The sequence below is a fragment of the Citrobacter cronae genome (assembly GCF_016893685.1).
Taxonomy (GTDB): Bacteria; Pseudomonadota; Gammaproteobacteria; order Enterobacterales; family Enterobacteriaceae; genus Citrobacter; species Citrobacter werkmanii.
In genome coordinates this window covers 237,113-256,016 of sequence record NZ_CP069763.1, presented here as the reverse complement: position 1 = coordinate 256,016, position 18,904 = coordinate 237,113, and the positions used below count along the sequence as shown (strand labels likewise).

The following is an 18,904-nucleotide window of genomic DNA, read 5'->3' as shown; positions in this document are numbered from 1 at the left end:
CGAATAATCGCGTAGCGACGATTTTCCCGCCGGGAGCCTGGGTTGCAAGGGAGGCGGCGGTGAGCCTCCCTTGCACGTTCACAGGAATCGGTACTTCAGAGAARCAATGARCATGAGGTGAACGGAACSCTTTCTCYGAGATAGCATGTTCWTTACYTCCGCYARYACAGGTTGATACTTTCTGAAACTGAGTCGTTAAATGAGCGGCATCGCACCCAATTTCAGGAGAATGAGCCGTTAACTATACGTTCTAGCCAAAAAACATCACAGATACACACAGCAACCCGACAATCAGAGTGATCAGATTACCCACTGAACGGTACGGCTTTAACGCCGGTATCAGATAAGTGGAGAGAGTCGGCATGATAAACAAAATCATGGCGATGAGTGGCCCGCTAATGGCGTAAATCATTGAAATCGCATTAGGATTAATGCAGCAGACGATAAACGTAATGGCCGAAACTAACATAATGGACAGGGCGCGGTTAAAAGCCCGGCTTTTCTTCACGCCCACCTGATGCAGCGACGTTTTTACCACTTCTGTTGCCCCTTCAATCACGCCAAAGTAGGTGCCAAGGAACGATTTTGACATCGCCACAACGGCGACAATAATCCCGGAAATCGACAGCCATGCCGGTGCGTTTGGCATCATCGATAACGCTGACAGAATGGTCACGCCTTCATTTTTCGCGTCTTCGATATAGTTTGTTGGAATCGAAAGCAAACAGCTGAAGACGAAAAACAGTACGCTCAGGCAGATGATGACGTAGGCGACCTTCATGATTTTTTTGCATTTACCCATGGCCTGCTCGCCGTATTTCTCACGTCGGTCAATGGCGAACGTTGAGATAATTGGCGTATGGCTAAAAGCGAAAACCATCACGGGAATAGAGATCCAAACCTGATGAAGCGTGTGCTGATCGAAAGACATCTGGCCGGTGAGTAGCGTTGGCTGCCAGCTTCCGGTCAGGTAGAGCGAAAGGAACAAAAAGTACGCGATGAGCGGGAATACCAGAAAGCCCATAACCCGAATGGTGGCTTGTCGGCCCATCAGAAAAATCAGGTTCAGTACCAGCACCACGCCGAGACTCACCAGCACGCGAACACGCAAATCGATGGCGATATGTTTTGCCAGCTGTTCGGTGAGTGAATTGGTTATCGCCACGGCGTAGATCAGCACGACGACAAAGAAGGCAATAAAATAGAGAGTGGTGATCAGGTTACCGATCTTCTTGCCGTAGTAATGGGTGACTGCACCGGTGATGCCTTCGCCTGCTGACGTTTTTGACGACAGGATAAACTGGCACAGCGCCTTGTGTGGCCAGTAGGTTAAAGGCCAGGCCACGAGGGCGGTGATAAACAGCACCACCGCGCCTGCAGAACCCAGCTGTATGGGGAGGAAGAGGGTTCCTGCGCCGACGGCAGTCCCATATAGTGCGAAGCTCCAGAGAGTCTCTTCTTTTGACCAAATTTTCGACATTATTTGAACGTATCAACTATAAAATAAACAAAAAGAAGCGCAATTTACCACAAATGAGAGGGGCTGGGGGAAGTGTGAACAAGCGGGCTGGTGAATGGATGAATAGCCGGAATCAAGATAATTCCGACTATTTATTGAATTATCAGGCAGTAACGCGCTGCTGGCGGCGCTTCATCATGCGCTCGCGTAATGTGTCATACGCCCAGTTATAGAACATGGTGTACGGCAGGAAGAACAGGAAGAAACCTATTTCCAACGTGAATGCCTGAAGCAGGCTGACGTTCAACACATAGGCCACGATGCTCACCCCGATCACAATAAACCCGCTCTCGAAGCCTAAGGCGTGAAAGGCGCGAACTTTAGCCGTACGTTTTACCCGATGCGACGGCCATAAGCGGTCAAACAGGGCGTTATAAATGATATTCCAGATCATCGCCGTGGTAGCCAGAATAATGGTCAGTCCGCCCATTTCCAGCACCGAACGCTGCATCAGCCACGCGGTAGTCGGCGCAAGGATCGCGGTGGCAATGCCTTCAAAACAAACGGCATGAAAAATTCGCTCTACTAACGAGCGGCGCTGGACTGTATCGTGTTGCATAACCTCAAACCTTCTTTGATGCCCGGATAACGGAATGGTGGCAATTTTATCGTTTTATGTGATATCTAAAAGATAGTATCCATCGATAAAGTAGATAGTTCATGCGTTACTCTCCTGAAGCGTTAACGGCATTTGTAGAGACCGTTTCCTGCGGCTCATTTTCTGCGGCGGCCCGACGGCTGCGTAAAAGCCAGTCCACTATCAGTACGGCTATTGCGCATCTGGAAGCCGATCTCGGTTTTGCGTTGTTTGACCGATCCTCCCGTCAGCCAACGCTGACCGAAGAAGGTAAACGGGTGCTGGGCTATGTGCAGGCAATTTTGACAGCCAGCGAACGTCTCGATGAGGCGGCAATCTCGCTGTCGGGTGAGACGGAGGCGCGCCTGACCTTCGTGCTTTCGGACACGTTGCACCCGGATGTGCTGGAAGAACTGATGGTGCAGTTTGACCGCAAGTTTCCGCATACCGAGTTTGAATGTCTGATTGGTGAAGATGAAGACGTGATCGATCTGCTGCAAAAAGGGCGCGCGCAGGTCGGATTGATTGAGGCAAGAGATGATTACCCGACCGACATGGGCGTGACGCGGCTGCCGATGCAGTCCTGGATGGGGTTGTACGTTGCGGACTCGCATCCGCTGGCGAGTCAGGAAAAACTACAATGGGAACAACTCCACACCTGGCGCGAACTGCGCCTGAATACCTACCTGGAAAGCGGTACTAACGTGGCGCGCGGACCGGTCTGGTCAGCGCCTAACTATTTGTTGTTGCTGAGTATGGCGGTTCAGGGATTCGGTTGGTGCGCGCTCCCTTGTGCGCTGGTGGAGGAGTTTGCCGCGGAAAAACCGCTGGTTCAGCTACAGGTGCCCGGCTGGCCAAAGGCTATCTCTATCGATCTGTTGTGGAATAAGAAATCACCGCCTGGCGTGGCGGGAAGTTGGCTGCGCGACCATTTACAGCAGAGTGGTGTTCAGATGACCAATAAATGATACGAAATTCCTTTGTGATGAAAATCACCATTTTTAAACAACTTTGATAACTACTTTTAACAATCATCTACTATTGCGGTGTTATTTTGCGCTGAGGTAGTGATGAAAGAGGTTGTGATAGTCGGGGCGTTAAGGACACCGATTGGCTGCTTCCAGGGAACGCTGGCGCGCCACTCTGCCGTTGAGTTAGGCAGCATGGTGGTCAGAGCGTTGCTGGAACGCACGGGCGTGGATGTTCACGCCGTGGATGAAGTGATCCTCGGGCAGGTGCTTACCGCAGGTGCCGGGCAGAACCCGGCCCGTCAGTCCGCCATCAATGGTGGGCTACCTAATACCGTTTCCGCCATCACCATTAACGATGTTTGCGGTTCGGGGCTGAAAGCGCTGCATCTGGCGACCCAGGCTATCCAGTGCGGTGAAGCTGACATTGTGATTGCCGGCGGGCAGGAGAATATGAGCCGTGCGCCGCATGTCCTTACCGATAGCCGCACTGGCGCACAACTGGGGAACAGTCAACTGGTCGACAGCCTGGTGCATGACGGTCTGTGGGATGCTTTCAACGATTATCATATGGGCGTCACTGCGGAAAACCTGGCGCGGGAATATGGCATTAGCCGTGAATTACAGGATGCCTACGCGCTGCACTCGCAACACAAGGCTCGGATGGCTATCGACGCCGGACGCTTTAAGGATGAAATCGTGCCGGTGGTGACCCAGCGTAATGGCCAATCATTCGTAGTGGATACCGATGAGCAACCGCGTACCGATGCCAGTGCGGAAGGGTTGGCGCGTCTGGATCCTACCTTCGACCGGCTCGGTTCGGTCACCGCGGGGAACGCCTCATCCATCAACGATGGCGCCGCCGCGGTGATGATGATGAGCGAGGCCAAGGCGCAGGAGCTGAATTTGCCGGTGCTGGCCCGCATTCGCGCGTTCGCCAGCGTCGGGGTCGATCCCGCACTGATGGGGATTGCGCCAGTGTATGCGACGCGCCGCTGCCTTGAGCGTGTGGGCTGGCAACTGGCTGATGTTGATCTGATCGAAGCCAACGAAGCGTTCGCCGCGCAGGCATTGTCCGTTGGGAAAATGCTGGAGTGGGATGAGCGGCGGGTAAATGTGAACGGCGGCGCTATCGCGCTTGGCCATCCGATTGGCGCATCGGGTTGTCGTATTCTGGTTTCGCTGGTGCATGAAATGGTGAAACGTCGGGCGCACAAAGGGCTGGCAACGCTGTGTATCGGCGGCGGTCAAGGGGTGGCGCTCGCTATCGAACGAGACTAACGATCTTAGATTTCCCTTCTTAAACGCCTTTTTTGTGTTACCCCGGCATCCATAAAAAAGCCCTCCAACAGGAGGGCAAGGCCAGTTACAGAAACATACACTCTAAACGCCGTCAATATATCAAAACATTGTTTCATTTCATGTTATTGACTGCGCACTTTGTCAGCAAAGGTGTGCGAACATCGTATGTGCCCGGCTGTATTTTCAATGTCTTATCCCTGCCACTCATGATTATCTCCTTTGTGTTTTATCTATCTAATTGTTTTAAGTGATTTTATTTGAATTGCTCCCGCGATTTATTTGCCGAGCGTGATCGCAATTACACTTTTGATAATAAGATGCGGAAAAAGTGAAACAACGTTTCATTTGCAATTGAAAACCCTATCCGGGAGGGCTATCATGAGCGCATTAGATAAAACGGAACAGCGTTTTGCTATTCGTTAAAGTATTCACGGTCAATTTATCACTGGAGGTAAATGTGGACGTAAGACAAAGCATCCATAGTGCGCATGCAAAAACCCTCGACACTCAGGGGCTGCGTAATGAGTTTTTAGTCGAAGAAGTATTTGTCGCAGATGAATACACCATGGTTTACAGCCACATCGACCGTATTATTGTCGGCGGTATTATGCCTGTGGCCAAAACCGTCTCTGTGGGTGGCGAAGTCGGTAAACAACTGGGCGTAACCTATTTTCTCGAACGCCGTGAGCTGGGTGTGATTAACATCGGTGGTCCGGGCACGATTACCGTTGACGGTCAGTGCTATGAAATTGGTCATCGTGATGCGCTGTACGTCGGCAAAGGGGCAAAAGAAGTCGTGTTTGCCAGCGTTGATACGGCGAAACCGGCGAAGTTTTACTACAACTGCGCGCCGGCCCACACGACTTATCCAACCAAAAAAGTCACGCCTGCTGACGTTGCGCCAGTGACGCTGGGCGACAACCTCACCAGTAATCGTCGCACCATCAATAAATATTTTGTGCCGGATGTGCTGGAAACCTGCCAGTTGAGCATGGGCCTGACTGAACTGGCGCCGGGCAACCTGTGGAACACCATGCCGTGCCATACCCATGAACGCCGTATGGAAGTCTACTTCTACTTCAACATGGAAGAAGATACCTGCGTCTTCCACATGATGGGACAGCCCCAGGAAACGCGTCATATTGTGATGCACAACGAGCAGGCGGTGATTTCGCCGAGCTGGTCTATTCACTCAGGCGTTGGCACAAAAGCTTATACGTTCATTTGGGGCATGGTGGGTGAAAACCAGGTCTTTGATGATATGGACCATGTCGCCGTCAAAGATCTGCGCTAGTTGCGGGCGACAGCCGTGCCTGCCTGCGGCGGGCATTATAAAAAATTAAGGATTTACAATGATTTTGAATGCATTCTCTCTTGAAGGTAAAGTCGCCGTTGTGACCGGTTGCGACACCGGCCTGGGTCAGGGTATGGCGCTGGGGCTGGCGGAAGCGGGTTGCGATATTGTCGGTATCAACATTGTTGAACCGACGGAAACCATCGAACGTGTGACCGCACTGGGCCGCCGTTTCTTGAGTCTGACCGCCGACCTGCGCCAAATTGATGGTATTCCAGCGCTGCTGGAGCGCGCAGTGGCAGAATTCGGCCATATCGATATTCTCGTCAACAATGCGGGCCTTATCCGTCGTGACGATGCGATCGACTTCAGCGAAAAAGACTGGGATGACGTGATGAACCTGAACATTAAGAGCGTATTCTTTATGTCTCAGGCCGCGGCGAAGCACTTTATCGCTCAGGGTAACGGCGGCAAAATTATCAATATCGCCTCTATGCTCTCTTTCCAGGGCGGTATCCGCGTTCCGTCTTACACCGCGTCTAAAAGCGGCGTAATGGGCGTCACCCGTCTGATGGCGAACGAGTGGGCAAAACATAACATCAACGTCAACGCGATTGCGCCGGGTTATATGGCGACCAACAACACTCAGCAACTGCGTGCTGATGAGCAGCGTAGCGCAGAAATCCTCGATCGTATTCCGGCAGGACGTTGGGGACTGCCGAGCGACCTGATGGGGCCTGTTGTGTTCCTGGCGTCCAGCGCGTCTGACTATATTAACGGCTATACCGTTGCGGTAGACGGCGGCTGGCTGGCACGTTAATACATTCTCTGAACAACAAACCCTGTCATCTGGCAGGGTTTTTTTTAGTTTTAAGTTATTTTAATCCATATTCTGTCTATAAATTAATCCATACATAATTATATATGTATGAATTTGTAATGTTTAATCCTCTTTAATATCAATAAATTAAATTTAATTGAGTGGTTGCTGATAAATTTTAAAATTGGAATATCCATCACATAACGAGGTGGTGTAGCTATTTCATCCATGTTTTTGCCGTTTCCCGCCTGACGCTCCATGTAAGGGATCCCTTACTTTCAGGGACATGGTTTACTCTGTATCTGGCAGGAAAAAATGGTCTCAATAAATAATGATGCTGCTTTAGCGCCGCGCCCTGTGCGCGATACGCGACGTATGAATATGTTTGTCTCTATCTCTGCGGCTGTCGCAGGATTGTTATTCGGCCTGGATATTGGCGTGATAGCGGGCGCGTTGCCTTTCATCACCGATCATTTTGTCCTGACCAGCCGTCTGCAGGAGTGGGTGGTGAGCAGCATGATGCTGGGTGCGGCAATTGGCGCACTATTTAATGGTTGGCTGTCATTCCGCCTGGGACGTAAATACAGCCTGATGGCGGGCGCGATCCTTTTTGTCGTCGGATCTCTGGGATCGGCGTTTGCGTCCAGCGTTGAAATGCTTATTTTTGCCCGCGTGGTGCTGGGCGTTGCGGTGGGTATCGCGTCTTACACCGCGCCGCTCTATCTTTCCGAAATGGCCAGTGAGAATGTGCGCGGTAAGATGATCAGTATGTACCAGTTGATGGTTACGCTGGGTATTGTGCTGGCCTTTTTATCTGATACGGCATTTAGCTACAGCGGTAACTGGCGCGCCATGTTGGGGGTGCTGGCGCTCCCGGCAGTGTTACTGATTATCCTGGTGGTTTTCCTGCCGAACAGTCCGCGCTGGCTGGCGGAAAAAGGTCGCCACATCGAAGCCGAAGAAGTATTGCGAATGCTGCGCGATACGTCAGAAAAAGCCCGCGATGAGCTGAACGAAATCCGTGAAAGCCTGAAGCTGAAGCAGGGCGGATGGGCGCTATTTAAAATTAACCGTAACGTGCGTCGCGCGGTTTTCCTCGGAATGTTGTTGCAGGCGATGCAGCAGTTTACCGGGATGAACATCATTATGTATTACGCGCCGCGCATTTTTAAAATGGCGGGCTTTACCACCACCGAACAGCAGATGATTGCCACGCTGGTGGTCGGCTTAACGTTCATGTTCGCGACATTTATTGCCGTCTTTACGGTAGATAAAGCCGGACGCAAACCGGCGCTTAAAATTGGTTTCAGCGTGATGGCCATTGGGACGCTGGTACTCGGCTATTGCCTGATGCAGTTTGATAACGGCACGGCTTCCAGTGGTCTGTCCTGGCTGTCAGTCGGTATGACCATGATGTGCATTGCAGGTTACGCGATGAGCGCCGCGCCGGTGGTGTGGATCCTGTGTTCGGAAATTCAGCCGCTGAAATGCCGCGATTTTGGTATTACCTGCTCGACCACCACCAATTGGGTGTCGAACATGATCATTGGCGCCACGTTCCTGACGCTGCTCGACAGCATCGGCGCGGCGGGTACATTCTGGCTGTATACCGCGTTGAACGTCGCTTTTATCGGTATTACATTCTGGCTTATCCCGGAAACCAAAAACGTCACGCTGGAACACATCGAGCGCAAGCTGATGTCGGGTGAGAAGCTAAGAAATATTGGGGGGTAAGTGAGCAGAGAGCCCGATAGATCAACTCATTATCGGGCTCCCATTGCTACCTGTTTCAATGTGGAGAGGCCTGCCTGGCGAGGAGGTCCTTAGCAGACAGCCCGGTTATCTTTAGTATAATTTCATGACTAATACCATTCGCTAACATCATCTGGGCAATGCGTAATGCCTCTTGTTGTTTGGCTTCCTGTTGCAATACTTCCGCGATAGTCATCAGACGTTCCTTTTGCTGTGGTACCCGGTAGGCAACCTCACGGATAAATTTATCAACGTGAGGCGTATTTCCAAACTGCATCATGTAATTAAATAGCGTTTTGAGCTGGCTGTCATTAGCGTATCCCGTAGCCAGCAACGAGACCAGTTGTTCCACTAATCCCATTAAATCACGCTTGCGGATATGTTTTTGCATCAATTCCAGCAGTGCTATACGGCGATGTTGCATAATTTCGTCATCGGGTATTACGGTGATATCTACCAGCGGAAATGTTGCTGAGTATAACTGTCGTGCCAATGCGGGATCGTCAAACTCATCCAGCCAGCAGAGTGAAAAGGGGTAGGGGCTGAGAGCGCCATGATAAAACAGCATCGGTATCACCAAAGGTAATGTTTTATGGCCAGCATCCAGATGGCGTTGCATTGCAGCCATGGCGTAGCGCATTAGCCGGAATGCCATGTGAGCGTCTGGCGAACTCTGATGCTCAATAACAACATAGATATATCCAACGCCTTCGTTTGTTTTTAATGACCACAGCACGTCGGAGTAGCTGGCTCGCAGGCTATCCTCAATAAAACTGCCTGATTCCAGTTTTAGTGTTTGCAGATCACATAGCTCCCGCAAGGTTGATGGAAGATAGATATCCAGAAAATCTCTTGCGGTATCGGGATGGTACAAGAACTGTTTGAAGACCGCGTCATGTGGAGTGGCCGTTGTCATTTTTGTCATGGCGATCCGTCACCGTTAATTAAGTTAACGTGACTGTAATCGCCCACATGGCGGGGCGCATCCCGGAATTAACGCTTATGCGAGCTGGTATCGAAGGAAAATACCCTACCTTGTAACGTATGCATTTTTAGGGAACTGAGTACGCATTTTAGCGTGTTCTCAGACCGGTCAGTAGCATGGTTTGAGAACAGCGAAATTACCCGTGCAGAAAATCGTCGCGCACCGGAGTGAACGTATCGAGTAATGTTCCTGCTTTTAAGCAGACGCAGCCATGCATAATGTTGGGCTGTTTATACAGGGTGTCACCTGCGGAAACGACATGCTTTTCTTCCCCAATAGTAAATTCAAACTCACCGGATAAAACGTAAGTCAGCTGTTCATGCGGGTGGTTGTGCAGCGGACCAATCGCGCCCTGCTCGAAGTTCACCTCAACCGCCATCATTTTACCGTCGTGAGCAAGAATGCGACGGGTAACGCCATTGCCCAGATCTTCAAGCGTGGTCTCTTTATGAAAAATAAACATCCGACATTCCTGTAAGTTAGTGAAACGGTGTTTTATTAAATTTATATCAGCAAAGTATAAAAAGAAATGCACACCAACAGATGTGGAAAGTTGATCACATCTTTGGTTCACTGAAGAGATAACAACAAATGAGGGGAAGCGATGAAAACGATCGGTCTGTTAGGCGGTATGAGCTGGGAATCCACCATTCCTTATTATCGACTCATTAATGAAGGGGTAAAACAGCGTCTGGGTGGCCTGCATTCGGCACAGATTCTGTTGCACAGCGTAGATTTTCATGAGATTGAAGCCTGTCAGTCCAGCGGCGACTGGCAGCGGGCCGGGCAGATCCTCGCGCAGGCCGCCAGAGGGCTACAGGAGGCGGGAGCTGAGGGCATCGTGTTGTGTACCAACACGATGCACAAGGTTGCTGAGGCGATTGCAACCGCCTGTGATGTACCGTTCCTGCATATTGCTGATGCCACTGGTCGCGCCATACAAAAGCAGCAGATGAGCAACGTGGCGCTGCTGGGTACGCGCTACACCATGGAGCAGGATTTTTACCGTGGGCGCTTACAGGCTGAATTTGGCATTAGTACGCTTATCCCTGACGCTAACGACCGGCAAAAAATAAACCAGATTATTTTCGATGAGCTGTGCCTCGGCGAATTCAGTAACACGTCCCGCGATTATTACCTCAGTGTGATTGCTCAGCTGGCTAAGCAGGGCGCGCAAGGGGTAATTTTTGGCTGTACCGAGATTGGTCTGCTGGTGCCAGCCGAGCTAAGCCCACTACCGGTTTTCGACACTGCGGCTATCCATGCGCAAGATGCGGTGGAGTTTATGCTTTCGTCTGTGGATGTAAAATAGCGTTCAGCGGATCGATTAGCTTCGGCAGATGGGCTTGCAGATGCGCGGTGAAAGCATCTACCAGCGCCGAGGCGGGGCGATGAAGCGGGTGAATCAGGCTGACCGTAAACGGTACCGAAATACTGAAGCGGCGAATAACGATCCCGCTACTGGCGTAATCCAGCGCCGTTAATGGATTGACCACCGAGATCCCTACGCCCGCCCGCACCATGGCACAAATTGAAGCGGCGCTATGGGTTTCTATTACCATGCGGCGTTTCACCTGATGCTCATTAAACAGGGTGTCCAGAAGCTGACGGTAACTGTCAGTCCGCGACAGGCTGATGTAGTTTTCGCCCTGAAAATCCTGCGGCGTTAATACCGCTTTCCCGCTCAGCGGATGTCCCTGTGGCAGCACGCATACTTCATCCAGCGCCAGCAATTCTGTACGTTTAGTGCCGGCGGGAGTATGCAGAGTTTCTGTGATCCCCAGATCGTGGCGTTGCGCCGACAGCCACTCTTCCAGCAATGGTGACTCCTGCGGCACTATCTGAATATTGACCTGCGGGTAGCGTGTGAGGAATGGCTCCAGCAGCGGCGGTAAAAAAGACTGCGAGAACACCGGCAGGCAGACAATCGATAATTCGCCCTGACGAAATTCGCGCAGGCTTTCAGCGGCGCTCACAATCCTGTCCAGACCATACCAGGAACGTTGCACCTCTTCAAACAGACGTAACCCTTGCACGGTCGGATGCAGCCTGCCACGCGAACGTTCGAACAGCGTTAATCCCAGCACTTTCTCGAATCGGGCCAGTTCCCGACTGACGGTCGGCTGCGAGGTATGTAGCATCCGCGCGGCTTCCGTCAGATTGCCTGCGGTCATGATGGCGTGAAAAATTTCAATATGGCGCAGGTTAACGGCGGGCATGGCGGATCCTCGAATGATGTAATCCATATCATTTTTGCATAGACTCACGATAAAACGATATTTTTTATTCTTTTCGGGCTGTGGCGTAATCATAAAAAAGCCAATACCGGAGCACACCATGCCACGCCCACTCAACAGCACTGATACCGATCTCACCGCCGACAACCTGCTACGCCTGCCCGCTGAATTTGGCTGCCCGGTGTGGGTGTATGATGCGCAGATTATCCGCGCGCAGATTGCCAAACTGAGCCAGTTTGACGTGGTGCGTTTTGCCCAGAAGGCATGCTCAAATATTCATATTCTGCGCCTGATGCGCGAGCAGGGCGTGAAGGTCGATTCCGTCTCGCTGGGCGAAATTGAACGCGCGCTGGCGGCGGGTTTTGAGCCGGGAAAAGATGAGATTGTCTTTACCGCCGATATGATCGATGGCGCGACGCTCGCTCGGGTGCATGAATTGAGCATTCCGGTAAATGCCGGTTCAGTGGATATGCTGGAGCAACTGGGTCAGCTTTCGCCGGGCCATCGCGTGTGGCTACGCGTGAACCCTGGCTTTGGTCATGGGCATAGTCAGAAAACCAACACCGGCGGCGAGAACAGCAAACACGGGATCTGGTACAGCGATCTACCGGCGGCGCTGGAAGTGATCCAGCGCTATCAGTTGAAGCTGGTTGGCATTCATATGCATATCGGATCCGGCGTCGACTACGGCCATCTGGAACAGGTATGCGGCGCGATGGTGCGTCAGGTTGTCGAGTTTGGTCAGGATCTGGAGGCGATCTCCGCGGGCGGCGGGCTGTCGATCCCATATCGTGAGGGCGAAGAGGCGATCAACACCGATCATTATTTTGGGTTATGGAACGCCGCGCGCGATCAAATTGCGCGTCATCTGGGGCACGCTGTTAAATTGGAGATCGAACCGGGCCGTTTTCTGGTGGCGGAATCCGGCGTGCTGGTGGCGCAGGTGCGCAGCGTAAAAGCGATGGGCAGCCGTCACTTTGTGCTGATTGACGCAGGCTTCAACGATCTGATGCGCCCGGCGATGTACGGTAGCTATCACCATATCTCTGCACTGGCGGGAGATGGCCGTTCTCTGGAGCAAGCCGCGCAAATAGAAACCGTAGTAGCCGGGCCGCTGTGTGAGTCCGGCGACGTCTTTACCCAGCAGGAAGGCGGAAATGTGGAAACCCGTCTACTGCCAGCGGTGGTGCCGGGGGATTATCTGGTGCTGCATGATACCGGGGCGTACGGCGCGTCAATGTCGTCAAACTACAATAGTCGCCCGCTGCTGCCGGAGGTGTTGTTTGATCACGGCGTGGCGCGACTGATCCGTCGTCGTCAGACTATTGATGAGCTACTGGCGCTGGAATTAATCTGAATACAGCGTTGTGAAAAGCCGGATAAGTGTAGCGCCATCCGGCATCTGATTACTTAAAGTACGGCCCCGTTGTCACCGATTCCCGCAACACCAGTTTGCCGGTAAACGGTGGGATCGGCTCTACGCTCTCACCGTTGGCCAGACGGATAGCCTGGTCAATTGCCGTTGTTATCATGGCGTCAATCGGCAGATAGACGGTAGAGAGTCCCGGCTCCAGCCATTTAGCGCTGGGCGCATCGTCAAAACCAAACAGCGAGACGTCCGTCGGGATCTTCAGGCCAGCCTGATGCAACGCTTTTGATGCACCTAATGCCATGTCATCGTTACAGGCGAACAGGGCGCTGAATGTCACCCCTTCCTCCAGCAGCTCACGACAGGCTTCATAGCCACGCGTCATCGTTGAATCGCCGTATTTAACCTTGCCGGGGTCCCAGGGAATACCGTTTTTTTCCAGCGCTTTACGATATCCCATCAAACGTGATTTACCGGTAGGGGTATGGCCCGGCACGGTGATGCAGGCAATATCGCTATGCCCCTGGGAGATCAGATAATTGACCGCCTGGAACGCGGCTTCTTCCTGTTCAAAGAAAATCGCGCGATCGCGGGCCTGACTGACATCACGGTTAATGACCAGCAACGGCATAGCAATGCTGTTCATCAGTGACATAATCGCCTGCTCACTCATATAACGGGTATAGAGAATAATGGCATCACACTGCCTGTCGGCCAGCATTTGCACGGCTTCCTGTTCACGCTCCGGCGTGTCGTGACCGTCGGTGACGATCAACTGCTTACCGTGAGATTCCGTCTGGCGCGAAGCCTGTTGCAGCAGGCGGCCAAAGTAGAATCCATCAAACGTGGAAACCACCAGGCCAATGCTATTGCTGGTTCGGTTCGCTAAAGAACGCGCTAAAAAATTGGGTCGATAATCAAGTGCCTGCATGGCCTTAAACACTTTCTGGCGCGTGCTCTCTTTTACCTGACCCGTACCATTCAGCACGCGCGAAACGGTCGCTTTTGAGACGCCAGCGTGTCGTGAAACGTCCAACATCGTGGTCATGACGCTATCCTGGTTAATCGTTTGACGAAGAATTGCCCGGCTCTGTCAGCGTCGAAACGGAGTGGCGGCGCACCAGAGTTGGGTTAAATACGTGGGTGATTTCAGGCGCGGGTCGCTTCTCCGCCAGCGCAAGCGCCAGTTCAGCGGCCTGGGTCGCCATCGTCACTATCGGATAGCGTACCGTGGTCAAACGTGGACGCACATAGCGGGAAACCAGCACATCATCGAAGCCGATCAGGGAAATTTCTCCCGGTACATCAATGCCGTTATCATTTAACACGCCCATCGCGCCAGCCGCCATTGAGTCGTTATAGCAGGCTACAGCCGTGAAGTTTTTACCACGGCCAAGCAACTCGGTCATGGCCTGCTCACCGCCGCTCTCATCCGGCTCGCCAAAGGTCACCAGCCGATCGTTAATCGGTATATTGCTCTCCGTCAGCGCATCGTAATAGCCTTGCAGGCGATCCTCCGCATCTGAAATGGTGTGATTGGAGCACAGATAACCGATACGCGTATGGCCCTGCTGAATAAGGTGTCGGGTAGCCAACCACGCGCCGAAGCGGTCATCGAGGGCAACGCAGCGTTGTTCGAATCCTGGCAGAATTCGGTTGATTAATACCATGCCGGGGATTTGCTTCATTAATGAAGCCAGATCTGCATCCGGGATGATTTTGGCGTGGACAACAAGCGCAGCGCAGCGGTGGCGAATAAGCTGTTCAATCGCCTGACGTTCCTTCTGTTCATTATGGTAGCCGTTGCCGATCAGTAAAAAATTACCGGTGTTATAGGCCACCTGCTCGACAGCTTTAACCATTGCCCCAAAAAATGGATCTGACACATCACCAACCACCAGTCCGACGGTTTCGGTAGATTGTTGCGCCAGCGCACGCGCGTTGGCGTTGGGGTGGTAGCTGAGTGATTCCATTGCACTCGTTACGGCCAGACGCGATGCTTCGCTGGCTTTGGGGGAATCATTAATCACTCGAGAAACGGTGGCGACTGATACACCAGCTAGTCGGGCTACATCCTTTATGGTCGCCATGATAGTACCTGTTGTGGGTAAACGCTTACATTGTGTCAGTGTTACGGAAAACGGCTGGCTGTTCAAGCAGATTGCCTGTCAGGACGTCGCAAATGTGAGCGCGCACGAGCGAAGTAAGACAGAAAATAGAAAACGCTAATTTTTACTTACACTTTGCGATGTGCTGTTGCGATTGTTTGCTGGTGAGGGCACTGAGCAGATTGCTAAAGTTGGGATCCCAGAGGTATTGATAGGTGAAATCAACTTTCGGGTTGATCACTAGATTTACACCAGCCTGCGCAGATGCGCAGGTTTTTTTTTGTCTTCGGCCTATCTGTAACAGTAACCGATAATTTACACAACTCGTTGCATTTGGGTTCATTCCTTTGCGTTTTCGCACTGGCGTATCTGGCTGCTGACGACCACAATCAAGATCCCAGAGGTATTGATTGGTGAGATTATTCGGTACGCACTTCGTACCTGTCTCTTGCACCGACCTGCGCGGATGCGCAGGTTTTTTTTCGGATTGTATTCACCAGTTACCTGTCGCGCCCATTCCCCAACTCGTATACTCTCCCATCATTAATGTTTATGTAATTAATGGCACAGGGAGTTGAGATGCTATTTGGCTTTTTTCGTAATCTGTTTCGCGTGCTTTTCCGCGTTCGCGTCACGGGCGATATCAGCGCGCTACAGGGAGAACGCGTTCTAATTACTCCCAACCATGTCTCATTTATCGACGGCATCCTGCTGGCGCTTTTTTTACCGATCCGCCCCGTTTTTGCTGTTTACACCTCTATTAGTCAGCAATGGTACATGCGCTGGCTGACCCCGCTGATTGATTTCGTGCCGTTAGACCCGACCAAACCGATGTCGATTAAACATCTGGTTCGCCTGGTCGAGCAGGGGCGTCCGGTGGTTATTTTCCCGGAAGGGCGTATTTCGACTACCGGTTCATTGATGAAAATCTATGACGGCGCCGGGTTTGTCGCGGCAAAGTCAGGGGCCACGGTGGTTCCTGTGCGCATCGAAGGCGCGGAGCTGTCACGCTTTAGTCGCCTGAAAGGTCTGGTTAAACAGCGATTCTTCCCGCGTATTCGCTTGCACATCCTGCCGCCGACCCATATGCCGATGCCGGAAGCGCCGCGTGCTCGCGATCGCCGCAAAATCGCGGGCGAAATGCTGCATCAAATTATGATGGAAGCGCGCATGGCGGTACGTCCGCGTGAAACGCTTTATGAGTCTCTGCTGGCGGCGAAATATCGCTATGGCGCAGGCAAAAACTGCATTGAAGATGTTAACTTTACGCCGGACAGCTACCGTAAACTGTTGACTAAGACGCTGTTTGTGGCCCGTATTCTGGAAAAATATACCTCTGAGGGTGAAAAAATTGGCCTGATGCTGCCAAACGCGGGGATCAGCGCGGCGGTCATTTTTGGCGCTATTGCGCGTCGACGTATTCCGGCGATGATGAACTATACAGCAGGTGTAAAAGGGCTAACCAGCGCCATTACTGCATCAGAAATCAAAACTATCTTCACTTCCCGACAGTTTCTCGATAAAGGCAAACTTTGGCATTTACCGGAGCAGCTCACCCAGGTGCGCTGGGTTTACCTGGAAGACCTGAAAGCCGATGTGACGTTTAGCGATAAGCTGTGGATTTTCTCACACCTGCTGGCGCCGCATCTGGCGCAGGTGAAACAGCAGCCGGAAGAGGCCGCGGTAATCCTCTTTACCTCTGGCTCGGAAGGTCATCCGAAAGGTGTGGTACACAGCCACAAGAGCATTCTGGCGAACGTCGAGCAGATTAAAACCATCGCCGATTTCACCGCCGACGACCGCTTTATGTCTGCGTTGCCGCTATTCCACTCCTTTGGTCTGACGGTGGGATTATTCACGCCGTTGCTGACCGGCGCAGAAGTGTTTCTTTATCCCAGCCCGCTGCATTACCGCATTGTGCCGGAGCTGGTCTACGACCGGAACTGCACCGTACTGTTTGGTACGTCAACGTTCCTTGGCAACTACGCGCGTTTCGCGCATCCCTATGATTTTCACCGTCTGCGCTATGTGGTGGCGGGAGCGGAAAAACTGCAAGACACCACAAAACAGCTGTGGCAGGAGAAATTTGGTCTGCGCGTCCTTGAAGGCTATGGCGTGACGGAATGTGCGCCAGTGGTGTCGATCAACGTGCCGATGGCGGCGAAATCAGGAACGGTAGGGCGCATCTTGCCCGGTATGGATGCCCGACTGTTAGCTGTTCCAGGCATTGAGGACGGAGGGCGTTTACAGCTAAAAGGCCCTAATATTATGAGCGGCTATTTGCGCGTCGAAAAACCCGGCGTGCTGGAAGTGCCGACGGCAGAAAATGCGCAGGGTGAGATTGAGCACGGCTGGTATGACACCGGAGACATCGTGCGCTTTGATGAAAACGGCTTTGTGCAGATCCAGGGACGCGCCAAGCGTTTTGCTAAAATTGCCGGAGAGATGGTCTCGCTGGAAATGGTTGAGCAACTGGCGCTGGCGGTATCTGCGGATAAAATGCACGCCACGGCGATCAAAAGCGATGCCAGCAAAGGCGAGGCGCTGGTGCTGTTCACCACCGACAGTGAACTGACGCGCGAAAAACTGCAGCAGTATGCGCGAGCGCACGGCGTGCCTGAACTTGCCGTGCCGCGTGATATTCGCCACCTGAAACAACTCCCATTACTCGGCAGCGGTAAGCCGGATTTTGTCACGCTGAAAAGCTGGGTCGATGAGCCGGAAAAACAACATGAGTGAGTCAGTGCACACTAACACTTCTATCTGGTCCAAAGGGATGATGTCCGTTATCGCCGCGCAGTTCCTGTCGGCGTTTGGCGATAACGCCTTACTGTTCGCCACGCTGGCTTTGCTTAAGGAACAATTTTATCCGGACTGGAGTCAGCCGATCCTGCAAATGGTGTTTGTGGGCGCTTACATCCTGTTTGCGCCCTTTGTCGGGCAGGTGGCGGACAGCTTTGCCAAAGGCAGGGTGATGATGTTCGCTAACGGCATGAAGCTGCTGGGCGCGGCGAGTATTTGCTTCGGCGTTAATCCGTTTCTCGGCTATACGCTGGTGGGGATCGGCGCGGCGGCGTATTCACCAGCCAAGTATGGCATTCTCGGTGAACTGACCACTGGCGACAAACTGGTGAAAGCTAACGGCCTGATGGAAGCCTCCACCATTGCCGCGATTTTACTCGGTTCTGTGGCGGGGGGCGTGCTGGCCGACTGGCACGTGATTGCTGCGCTTTCTGCCTGTGCGCTGGCCTATGCGGGTGCCGTGGTGGCTAACCTGTTTATCCCGAAGCTGGCCGCGGCTCGCCCTGGCCAGTCCTGGCATTTGGGGAAAATGACCCGCAGTTTTTTCTGTGCGGCCACTTCGCTGTGGCGTAACGGTGAGACGCGTTTCTCATTGGTGGGAACCAGCCTCTTTTGGGGCGCTGGCGTCACGCTGCGTTTTCTGTTGGTGCTGTGGGTGCCGGTGGCGCTGGGCATCACCGATAACGCCACACCTACTTACCTGAATGCCATGGTGGCGATTGGGATTGTGGTCGGCGCGGGTGCGGCGGCGAAGCTGGTGACGCTGGAAACCGTGTCGCGCTGTATGCCTGCGGGGATCCTGATTGGCGTCGTGGTGCTGATCTTCTCGCTGCAACATGCGCTGCTTCCGGCTTACGCGTTGCTGATGCTTATTGGCGTGTCAGGCGGGTTCTTTGTGGTGCCGCTGAATGCGTTGTTACAGGAGCGGGGCAAGAAAAGCGTCGGTGCGGGTAATGCGATTGCGGTGCAAAACCTGGGTGAAAACAGCGCGATGCTGCTGATGCTGGGTATTTACTCGCTGGCGGTGCTGGTGGGGATCCCGGCGGTAGCGATTGGTATTGGATTTGGCGCGCTGTTTGCGCTGGCGATTGCGGCGCTATGGATTTGGCAGCGCCGCCATTAGTCTGTGACGTGTAGTTGCCTTATCGGGCCTACAGGGATTGCTTTCTGT

Annotated in this window: 16 protein-coding genes; 9 read left to right on the top strand and 7 right to left on the bottom strand. The window is 52.7% G+C overall.

Going from position 1 to position 18,904, the window contains the following annotated elements; all coding sequences use genetic code 11:
* Positions 1–250: 250 nt before the first annotated feature.
* Positions 251–1,480 carry an amino acid permease gene (locus JSN25_RS01150; RefSeq protein WP_038633372.1) on the bottom strand — a complete coding sequence of 410 codons (1,230 nt, stop codon included), beginning with the start codon at positions 1,478–1,480 and terminating at the stop codon, positions 251–253.
* 142 nt (positions 1,481–1,622) lie between these two features.
* On the bottom strand, positions 1,623–2,078 hold the full coding sequence (locus tag JSN25_RS01145; RefSeq protein WP_087856765.1) for a multidrug/biocide efflux PACE transporter: 456 nt from the start codon (positions 2,076–2,078) through the stop codon (positions 1,623–1,625).
* 101 nt (positions 2,079–2,179) lie between these two features.
* On the opposite strand from JSN25_RS01145, the gene JSN25_RS01140 reads away from it, so the two are divergent.
* The 5 genes from JSN25_RS01140 to araE all read left to right on the top strand — a co-directional run bounded on the left by JSN25_RS01140 (position 2,180) and on the right by araE (position 8,214).
* Complete coding sequence (locus JSN25_RS01140; protein WP_087856764.1) at positions 2,180–3,064, top strand: LysR family transcriptional regulator; 885 nt, start codon at positions 2,180–2,182, stop codon at positions 3,062–3,064.
* Positions 3,065–3,166: 102 nt separating this feature from the next.
* Positions 3,167–4,345: an acetyl-CoA C-acetyltransferase gene (locus JSN25_RS01135; protein ID WP_006686936.1), complete on the top strand. Its 1,179-nt coding sequence runs from the start codon at positions 3,167–3,169 to the stop codon at positions 4,343–4,345.
* 478 nt (positions 4,346–4,823) lie between these two features.
* Positions 4,824–5,660 (top strand): 5-dehydro-4-deoxy-D-glucuronate isomerase, encoded by an 837-nt coding sequence (gene kduI / locus JSN25_RS01130; protein ID WP_042310807.1) that lies wholly within the window; start codon positions 4,824–4,826, stop codon positions 5,658–5,660.
* A gap of 58 nt (positions 5,661–5,718) precedes the next feature.
* On the top strand, positions 5,719–6,480 hold the full coding sequence (kduD, locus tag JSN25_RS01125) for a 2-dehydro-3-deoxy-D-gluconate 5-dehydrogenase KduD (RefSeq protein WP_003033923.1): 762 nt from the start codon (positions 5,719–5,721) through the stop codon (positions 6,478–6,480).
* Between the two features lie 315 nt (positions 6,481–6,795).
* On the top strand, positions 6,796–8,214 hold the full coding sequence (araE, locus tag JSN25_RS01120; RefSeq protein WP_204525390.1) for an arabinose-proton symporter AraE: 1,419 nt from the start codon (positions 6,796–6,798) through the stop codon (positions 8,212–8,214).
* Positions 8,215–8,269: 55 nt separating this feature from the next.
* Here the strand turns inward: araE and JSN25_RS01115 are convergent, their stop codons facing one another.
* Both JSN25_RS01115 and JSN25_RS01110 read right to left on the bottom strand, forming a co-directional pair.
* A complete protein-coding gene (locus JSN25_RS01115; RefSeq protein WP_087856763.1) occupies positions 8,270–9,157 on the bottom strand; it encodes an Rpn family recombination-promoting nuclease/putative transposase in 888 nt (295 codons plus the stop codon).
* Positions 9,158–9,353: 196 nt separating this feature from the next.
* Positions 9,354–9,680: a cupin domain-containing protein gene (locus tag JSN25_RS01110; RefSeq protein WP_085048791.1), complete on the bottom strand. Its 327-nt coding sequence runs from the start codon at positions 9,678–9,680 to the stop codon at positions 9,354–9,356.
* Positions 9,681–9,821: 141 nt separating this feature from the next.
* Here JSN25_RS01110 and JSN25_RS01105 point away from each other — a divergent pair, with 141 nt between their 5' ends.
* Positions 9,822–10,529 carry an aspartate/glutamate racemase gene (locus tag JSN25_RS01105; protein ID WP_121529515.1) on the top strand — a complete coding sequence of 236 codons (708 nt, stop codon included), beginning with the start codon at positions 9,822–9,824 and terminating at the stop codon, positions 10,527–10,529.
* Here the strand turns inward: JSN25_RS01105 and JSN25_RS01100 are convergent.
* A complete protein-coding gene (locus JSN25_RS01100; protein ID WP_160955406.1) occupies positions 10,501–11,436 on the bottom strand; it encodes a LysR family transcriptional regulator in 936 nt (311 codons plus the stop codon). The two genes, JSN25_RS01105 and JSN25_RS01100, sit on opposite strands and share 29 nt — an antisense overlap.
* 118 nt (positions 11,437–11,554) lie before the next feature.
* Between JSN25_RS01100 and lysA the strand changes: the two genes are divergently transcribed.
* Positions 11,555–12,811 (top strand): diaminopimelate decarboxylase, encoded by a 1,257-nt coding sequence (lysA, locus tag JSN25_RS01095; protein WP_085048793.1) that lies wholly within the window; start codon positions 11,555–11,557, stop codon positions 12,809–12,811.
* 49 nt (positions 12,812–12,860) lie between these two features.
* On the opposite strand, the gene JSN25_RS01090 is transcribed toward lysA, so the two are convergent.
* Positions 12,861–13,871: a LacI family DNA-binding transcriptional regulator gene (locus JSN25_RS01090; protein ID WP_038633346.1), complete on the bottom strand. Its 1,011-nt coding sequence runs from the start codon at positions 13,869–13,871 to the stop codon at positions 12,861–12,863.
* A gap of 13 nt (positions 13,872–13,884) precedes the next feature.
* Positions 13,885–14,913 carry an HTH-type transcriptional regulator GalR gene (gene galR, locus JSN25_RS01085; protein WP_038633343.1) on the bottom strand — a complete coding sequence of 343 codons (1,029 nt, stop codon included), beginning with the start codon at positions 14,911–14,913 and terminating at the stop codon, positions 13,885–13,887.
* A gap of 597 nt (positions 14,914–15,510) precedes the next feature.
* On the opposite strand from galR, the gene aas reads away from it, so the two are divergent.
* Both aas and lplT read left to right on the top strand, forming a co-directional pair.
* Complete coding sequence (aas, locus tag JSN25_RS01080) at positions 15,511–17,670, top strand: bifunctional acyl-ACP--phospholipid O-acyltransferase/long-chain-fatty-acid--ACP ligase (RefSeq protein ID WP_087856759.1); 2,160 nt, start codon at positions 15,511–15,513, stop codon at positions 17,668–17,670.
* Complete coding sequence (gene lplT / locus JSN25_RS01075) at positions 17,663–18,856, top strand: lysophospholipid transporter LplT (RefSeq protein WP_038633338.1); 1,194 nt, start codon at positions 17,663–17,665, stop codon at positions 18,854–18,856. The genes aas and lplT overlap by 8 nt, the downstream gene beginning before the upstream one ends.
* Positions 18,857–18,904 lie beyond the last annotated feature (48 nt).

Bases quoted from the DNA above. Each gene is read 5' to 3' on its own strand.
- JSN25_RS01150 (WP_038633372.1), bottom strand. From the start codon at position 1,480: ATGTCGAAAATTTGGTCAAAAGAAGAGACTCTCTGGAGCTTCGCACTA.
- aas (WP_087856759.1), top strand. From the start codon at position 15,511: ATGCTATTTGGCTTTTTTCGTAATCTGTTTCGCGTGCTTTTCCGCGTT.
- galR (WP_038633343.1), bottom strand. From the start codon at position 14,913: ATGGCGACCATAAAGGATGTAGCCCGACTAGCTGGTGTATCAGTCGCC.
- JSN25_RS01115 (WP_087856763.1), bottom strand. From the start codon at position 9,157: ATGACAAAAATGACAACGGCCACTCCACATGACGCGGTCTTCAAACAG.
- araE (WP_204525390.1), top strand. From the start codon at position 6,796: ATGGTCTCAATAAATAATGATGCTGCTTTAGCGCCGCGCCCTGTGCGC.
- JSN25_RS01090 (WP_038633346.1), bottom strand. From the start codon at position 13,871: ATGACCACGATGTTGGACGTTTCACGACACGCTGGCGTCTCAAAAGCG.
- JSN25_RS01140 (WP_087856764.1), top strand. From the start codon at position 2,180: ATGCGTTACTCTCCTGAAGCGTTAACGGCATTTGTAGAGACCGTTTCC.
- JSN25_RS01105 (WP_121529515.1), top strand. From the start codon at position 9,822: ATGAAAACGATCGGTCTGTTAGGCGGTATGAGCTGGGAATCCACCATT.
- JSN25_RS01145 (WP_087856765.1), bottom strand. From the start codon at position 2,078: ATGCAACACGATACAGTCCAGCGCCGCTCGTTAGTAGAGCGAATTTTT.
- JSN25_RS01110 (WP_085048791.1), bottom strand. From the start codon at position 9,680: ATGTTTATTTTTCATAAAGAGACCACGCTTGAAGATCTGGGCAATGGC.
- lysA (WP_085048793.1), top strand. From the start codon at position 11,555: ATGCCACGCCCACTCAACAGCACTGATACCGATCTCACCGCCGACAAC.
- lplT (WP_038633338.1), top strand. From the start codon at position 17,663: ATGAGTGAGTCAGTGCACACTAACACTTCTATCTGGTCCAAAGGGATG.
- JSN25_RS01100 (WP_160955406.1), bottom strand. From the start codon at position 11,436: ATGCCCGCCGTTAACCTGCGCCATATTGAAATTTTTCACGCCATCATG.
- JSN25_RS01135 (WP_006686936.1), top strand. From the start codon at position 3,167: ATGAAAGAGGTTGTGATAGTCGGGGCGTTAAGGACACCGATTGGCTGC.
- kduD (WP_003033923.1), top strand. From the start codon at position 5,719: ATGATTTTGAATGCATTCTCTCTTGAAGGTAAAGTCGCCGTTGTGACC.